A 6909-nucleotide genomic window follows, 5' to 3' on the forward strand; every position below is an offset into this window, starting at 1 on the left:
GATTTAGTCTCCTAGGTATCATTATTTATAATGACTTAAGTAGGGTTTATTTCGTTTACCTGAATTTTGCAAAAGGAAATGTACATTCACATTCACTTTAGCCTCTGAAAAATGATGGCCCCAATTATTTTTCACCTTTTTCCAATATTCAGGTTCTTTCCTGCTTAAAACATCACCAAATCCAAAAACATCCGTGCTTTCCTTTTGGGCAATATGCAGGGCGTCATCTATTTGCCTTTTTACTTTTCCGTTCAAGTTTTTTTCTATTCGGTTAATCGTTTTAGGATTTGCGAGATCCACGGGACAGTTCACTTCTTTAATATACCCTTCTGCTTTAACATCAACGTTCAATTCAGGCTGGCCATGCGACAACGGAGTGGCAATAGCTGATTTAGTACGGATCACTTCCACACTAACTCCATCCTCTTTGGTTTTGCAATCTGCAGCAACAATCAATTTAGAAACACTATTTTTCGCCCAGAGAGCCCCTTCTATGTCTTTTCCATCCACCCACTTTTTCAGTTTTTGGCCTTTAAAATAGGCTAGTCCTTTAAATTCAAGATAGTAAGGATATGGATTTGGTGCTTTACCCGCTTTTTTTTCCAATACTTGCACCCCGCTGATCATCGGTTCACTTCCCTTGCTGATCAATGACTGTATGATATTATCGATGTCCATTGATAACGCTTCTGTCCACTGGTTTTTCGACGTCTCCAGCTCGTCTTTAAAATGATTGGCCGATAGTTTCTCCAGAGGAGTCTGGACTTCGAGCAGCTCTTCCGCATGCTCATGCCGTGCGATGGCAATTTTGGTGGTCGTTCTGAAGTCCATGGACCGGTCCATCCAGTCCAGCACCCCGTCGATCCCCCTATTTGCCAACGAGTTTCCAACTATAATAACCTGGGTGTGCGCAAAAAATAATTTTCTCGAAACTTTCTTGGAGGCATTTGCTGCTGCAGCGGAAATGGTCCTTCCTTTCCCCGTAAATACAGTAAAGGCCTGACCATCGCCACGCAAGGAAGTGGTTTTAATAAAGGAGCCGGGGTTCGCAATCTGAAAGGAGACGACATAATTTTTCTTGCCGAGTTTATCGAAGCCGATCCCCATCACGAATGCCATTTCGTTCATCTCTCTTTTGTTCCAGCATCCTGTACACATGACCAGAGAAAACAAAAGTACCACTAAAGACCTTATAATGTTTTTGTTTTTCACTAGTCTTCATCCTCTACTCTTCATTCGTTTTTCGTTAGGAGTCAACATCTTTGGCCTCCTGAATAAATCCCAAAGCGGTAACCGGATAAATACGTCCTTTTGATCTTGGACGTTAAAGGGAGCAATGGGGGAAAGATAAGGAACACCAAAGGAACGTAAGCTGCACGCATGGCCCAATAAAAGAAAGGTTAAAACAGCTATTCCATACATGCCCAAAAAAGAAGCACTAAAAATTAAAATAAACCGGATTAATCGTGCAGAAATCGCCAGGCTGAACGATGGAATGGAAAAGTTTGCGATTCCCGTAATGGCAACAATAATCACCATGGATGCCGATACAATCCCTGCCTCCACTGCCGCTTGGCCGATAACGATCGCCCCAACGATCGATACAGCCTGTCCGACTGATTTAGGCAAGCGTATTCCTGCCTCTCTTAACAATTCAAAGGATACTTCCATGATCATGGCTTCAAGAAAGGCAGGAAAAGGCAACCCCTCTCTTTGCGCTGCCAAAGTGATCAATAATTCTGTGGGAAGCATTTCTTGATGAAACGTAATCGTCGCAATAAAAATGGCGGGAGCATAAAGGGAGATAAAGAAGGCGAAAAATCGCAGAATCCGTAAAAATGTTCCGATATCCCACCTTGCATAATAATCTTCTGCTGACTGGAAGAACTGCGTAAAAACAACCGGTACTAACAAAACAGACGGAGATCCGTCCACAAATAGCGCCACTCTGCCTTCCAGTAAATTTCCTGCCACTACATCGGGTCTTTCTGTGTGATAAATCTGAGGAAAGGGGCTGAAGGTCGTATCCTGAATAAAATCCTCAATATACCCAGAGTCGATCACACTGTCATAGGAGATCTTGGACAGTCTTTCTCTTACTTCCTGTAAAATATTTTCTTCAACCAGCCCGTTTATGTACATAATTGAAATACCGGTATGGGTGATGGTACCCACCTCAACCGTTTCTACCCTGAGTTTTGGATTTTTAATCCGCCTTCTCACCATGGTGATATTGGTTTCCGTAGATTCAATAAAGGATTCCTTTGGTCCGCGTACCACCGCTTCTGTTGTCGGTTCACTGATTGCACGTTTTTCCCAGCCTTGTGTGCCTACGACCACTGCCTCATCATGTCCATTGAGAAGCAGAACGGTATTTCCTGTAAGAATGGACAGTAATAGGGAGTCACACGATTTGCCGGTACTCACTTGACCGATCGAAATGCATTCTTCATTCATAAAATGAAAGGCTTCCGGTGGAGATAATGTCTCAGAATTTAGATTTTCATTCTTTATAAGCAGCGAGAGAAAATCACTAATCGTTTTAGAATCCGCCATTCCTTGCATATAGATGGCTGCAATATGAAAGCTTGAAATCTCAAACTTCCGAATTACCAGATCGGATGTTTTTCCAAGCTTGTTTTTTAAAAGATCAATATTAGACAACAAGTTAGACGTTAACAAAGTTTCTGTCTGATCCACTCCTGACTTTCGACGCTTGGAAACCAAAGCAACCCCTTCTTTTCGTGAATTCTTAGGCATTAAAACAAAAACTCAAAAACAATATGTTATTTTTCTAGTGTGGAATGATAGCTCTTATTTTATTCAATGAATTGATGAGATAAAAAAGTTAAGAATTCGAAAAAAAGAGCTGCTTGAGCAGCTCGATAAAGTTGAATTCAGAGACAGTTAGGGCAAGGGGGTTTGCAATTGTTGGGTCTGTTGTTATTTCTAACAATTAGCTATTAACATCACCAGGAGAACCATTTGTGACACGGATATTGGTGCGACTCATTGCTTCTTCTTTGAAGCAACCCTTCTGAGATGGCTCTTACTGCATTTTATCTTTGCCTGTATTATTTTTACACCAATTTCCTTGTGTCCCTCTAAGTATGTTTTTAAGAAACTATGGATAGCTAATGATACCCCTGCTTAAATATTAATATTAAAAAAGAGAGGCCAGAATCGATTAAAAATCGGACTGGCATCTCTCTTTTGATGGTTATGCGTGAATAGCCTCAGGAATTTCCATGTGAAGGGGAGGAGGAACCAACCATCCTTTTTCTTTCATCATCCTCAAGAGCCGTATGCCAAACTGTGCTTTATTCATGTGGAACTGTCCAAACATAGCTCCAATATCTTCCCTGATGGATTGGCCCATAATCTGGCTGCAAGCGACTAATCCTGCTGCTCCATCTTTTGCAACGGACGCAGCAATTTCAGGATCGCTAAAGCGAGCTCCTGCAGGAATGCTATCTAAAGACGCAGCTGGACGGTGGAAGATCATTGCAAAGCCTTATTGAACAAAAGCCCCCCGTTAGTTTAAGTGTAACGCTTCACAATAGGAATTAAATTGTTATCCATAAAAAAAGCCGATGTTCCTTGAAGGAAATCGACCTTTTGTTGCTATGGAAAATAACATTATATATCTAGTTTACGGGTACCGATCCATTTCACCATTTCAGGGTCCCTGTGTGAAAAGAATAAACTCTCTTTTGTATCTAAAGTGGCGATTTGGTCCATATCTTCTCGGCTTAATTCAAAGTCAAAGATGTTGAAATTTTCGACGATTCTTTCTTTACGGACAGACTTCGGAATTGCAACAACTCCTTTTTGTGTCAGCCACCGTAAAACCACCTGAGCAACAGATTTATTATACTTTTCGCCTATGGATACCAGAATTCCGTTCTGGAACATGTTGTTTTTTCCTTCGGCAAATGGCCCCCAAGACTCTATTTGTACATTGTTCTCTTTCATAAAGGCATGACTTTCAATCTGCTGATTGAACACATGTGTTTCAACCTGGTTAACCGCTGGAACAACTTCATTATGGATAATCAGATCAATCAGACGGTCAGAATGGAAGTTACTTACTCCAATTGCCCTTACTTTTCCTTCACGGTACAATTCCTCCATGGCATGCCAAGAACCGTATACATCACCAAAAGGCTGATGGATTAGGTATAGATCCAAATAATTCAATTGCATCCTTTCCAATGATTTTTCTAATGCTTTCTTTGTGTTTTCATAACCAGTATCCTGAACCCAAAGTTTTGTTGTAATGAACAATTCCTCTCTTGGTACACCACTACGCTTGATTGCTCTTCCTACTGCTGCTTCATTTAAATAAGACGCTGCAGTATCAATCAGACGATATCCCGCCAAAATCGCATCGTATACGGCCTGCTCACATTCATTTTCATCCTGAATCTGAAAAACCCCAAAGCCAAGGATTGGTATCTCTACACCATTATTTAACGTTACTTTTTGCATATAAAATCCTCCTGTGTTTATCGTAAATTATTTCCCTACCCTATTTGCATATTCAGTCGGATATCGTTCTCCCGATATATCAATATTCGATAAGGCATCATTTAAATCTTTGAGCTCTTCACGATTCAGTTCAATATCAACCGCCCCAAGGTTTTCTTCTAGACGCTCCAACTTTCGCGTGCCTGGAATCGGAACAATCCATGGCTTCTGAGCAAGAACCCACGCAAGTGCAATTTGAGCGGGCGTTGCGTCTTTTTCAACAGCAACCTTGTTTATCAAATCAACTAATACCTGATTTGCCTCGATATTCTCAGGCTTAAAGCGGGGAACAATGCTGCGAAAATCTGAACTGACAAACCTAGCATCCTTTTTAATTGTGCCGGTAAGGAATCCCTTGCCCAACGGACTGAAAGGAACAAAGCCGATTCCCAGCTCCTCAAGGGTAGGCAACAAGTCGTCTTCAGGGCTTCTCCACATCATTGAGTATTCACTTTGAACCGCAGTCAGTGAATGAACTGAGTGTGCACGGCGAATCGTTTCCACTCCTGCCTCAGAAAGTCCCCAATGCTTAATTTTCCCTTCCTTGATTAGGTCTTGGATTACTCCTGCTACCTCTTCAATCGGAACACTAGGGTCCACCCGATGCTGATAATAAAGATCAATGCTATCGACTTTAAGGCGTTTAAGCGAGCCTTCGATTGACTGCCTAATACATTCCGGCTTACTATCAAGCACCTGCTTGCCATTTATCATCTGGATGCCAAATTTAGTCGCGATAACCACTTTTCCCTTAAAAGGAGCAAGGGCTTCCCCTACCAATTCCTCATTGACAAACGGGCCATATACTTCGGCCGTATCGAAGAAAGTAATACCCCGGTCAAGAGCTTTATGAATAAACGTAATCATCTCTTGCTTGTCCGAGGCAGGCCCGTACCCATGGCTCATGCCCATGCAACCAAGACCTATGGAGGAAACCTCCAATTCACTCTTTCCTAATTTACGCTTTTTCATGATGATTCAACTCCTTCCAGTCAAGATGTATAGAAAACTTTTAACACCCTTATTATGCAATAAAAAAACAGGGAACCCTTATATCATTCCTATCAAATCATTGCCTAATCCTCTCACACCACTAACGCTTCCGAGGAATATGTATTAATATGGAACTATAAAAAACTGGGACGCAGGAGGTTTTTATGTCTAAACAAATCGGCAAACAGCGTTCGGAACTCACCCAAATTATTGAAAGGCACACAGGTAAAGACGGGGCTCATGAGACTGCTATATCTTCTTTATCATTCTCTAGGTTCTCTGATGTTACAGGTCCAGCTTACGGAGTGTACATGCCCTCCTTATGCATAATCGTTCAAGGCAAGAAGGAAGTATTACTGGCACAGGAAACCTATGTGTACGGCCCTGCAAATTACCTTGTGGCATCCGTGAACTTGCCAGTTACCGGTATAGTTACGGAAGCTTCTTCTGAAAATCCGTATTTGGCACTCAAACTTGAATTTACGCCAAACCAAATATTGGAGGTATTACAAGATTCAAACCTTACAGTTTACCCAAAAGAAAATGCCAGAAGAGGCATGTATGTAAGCAAAATCGAGGATTCTTTGTTGGACGCTGTAACCAGGTTAGTACATTTGCTGGAAACTCCCAACGATATACCGGTTCTTGCACCTCTTATTAAAAAGGAAATTATCTATCGGGTTTTACAGGGGCAGCATGGAGTTACATTAGGGCAAATAGGACTAGAAGGAAGTTCAGCTCATCTAATTGGGGATGTTATTGAACATATCATGAAAAACTATGACCAGTCTTTTCGGATTGATAATCTTGCAGAAATTGCGAACATGAGTGTTTCTTCCTTTCATAGGCACTTTAAAGAGGTAACAGCAATGAGTCCTATTCAGTTCCAAAAACAACTAAGGCTACAGGAGGCTCGTCGCCTGTTATTATCCGAGTCAACAGATGCCACCGATGCTGCATTCCGAGTCGGCTACGAAAGTCCATCTCAATTCAGCAGAGAATATTCTAGGATGTTTGGTCTGCCGCCTAAAGAGGATATTAAGCGATTAAAAGAAACCTATGAGCACCAAATTATAAACCCATAATCCCCTCCCTTATGGTGGGGGTTTTTTGTGGAGAAAAAAGAAAATAATTTGGGGAGAGGATCAAAGGAAAAGTTGGTGTAACCAACAGATTATGAATTATTAAAATTAAACTAACCTGCCCTTTAGTTCCATAAGAAAAAGCTGCCTTATAGACAGCTCCAATCTTCAGCTAACGCACCCGTTCGTAATATAAGGTTAGCCAGAATTTCTGGTTGACCTTTTTTTATTTGGTCTTATTATAGCGGTAGTCGGGGTAGAACGTAGCACCCGTGGGACTGATCCCGTCAACTAAACTGTTCAC

General features: G+C 41.5%; 5 protein-coding genes and 1 pseudogene. 1 reads left to right on the top strand and 5 read right to left on the bottom strand.

What is annotated here, in order from left to right; all coding sequences use genetic code 11:
- Nucleotides 1-21: 21 nt before the first annotated feature.
- From M1K46_RS24685 to M1K46_RS24705, 5 genes and pseudogenes are all read right to left on the bottom strand, one after another.
- The gene (locus M1K46_RS24685) at nt 22-1212 is read right to left on the bottom strand and encodes a Ger(x)C family spore germination protein (RefSeq protein WP_256228100.1); all 1191 of its coding nucleotides are present in this window, start codon (nt 1210-1212) and stop codon (nt 22-24) included.
- A gap of 6 nt (nt 1213-1218) precedes the next feature.
- Complete coding sequence (locus M1K46_RS24690) at nt 1219-2727, bottom strand: spore germination protein (RefSeq protein WP_256228101.1); 1509 nt, start codon at nt 2725-2727, stop codon at nt 1219-1221.
- A 493-nt stretch (nt 2728-3220) separates the two neighbouring features.
- A pseudogene (locus M1K46_RS24695) lies at nt 3221-3493 on the bottom strand (DUF3231 family protein); the annotation flags it as partial.
- Nucleotides 3494-3639: 146 nt separating this feature from the next.
- Nucleotides 3640-4491, bottom strand: a complete 852-nt coding sequence (locus tag M1K46_RS24700; protein WP_256228103.1) for an aldo/keto reductase — start codon at nt 4489-4491, stop codon at nt 3640-3642.
- Between the two features lie 27 nt (nt 4492-4518).
- Nucleotides 4519-5502, bottom strand: a complete 984-nt coding sequence (locus M1K46_RS24705) for an aldo/keto reductase (protein WP_256228104.1) — start codon at nt 5500-5502, stop codon at nt 4519-4521.
- A gap of 185 nt (nt 5503-5687) precedes the next feature.
- Between M1K46_RS24705 and M1K46_RS24710 the strand changes: the two genes are divergently transcribed.
- Entirely contained in the window at nt 5688-6608 is a 921-nt protein-coding gene (locus tag M1K46_RS24710) for an AraC family transcriptional regulator (protein WP_256228105.1), read from the top strand.
- The last annotated feature ends 301 nt before the right edge of the window (nt 6609-6909 follow it).

This window comes from Fictibacillus sp. WQ 8-8, from assembly GCF_024494405.1.
Lineage (GTDB): Bacteria > Bacillota > Bacilli > Bacillales > Fictibacillaceae > Fictibacillus_C > Fictibacillus_C marinisediminis.

Excerpts from the sequence above, each read along its gene's own strand:
- M1K46_RS24705 (WP_256228104.1), bottom strand. The coding sequence starts at position 5,502 with ATGAAAAAGCGTAAATTAGGAAAGAGTGAATTGGAGGTTTCCTCCATA.
- M1K46_RS24700 (WP_256228103.1), bottom strand. The coding sequence starts at position 4,491 with ATGCAAAAAGTAACGTTAAATAATGGTGTAGAGATACCAATCCTTGGC.
- M1K46_RS24710 (WP_256228105.1), top strand. The coding sequence starts at position 5,688 with ATGTCTAAACAAATCGGCAAACAGCGTTCGGAACTCACCCAAATTATT.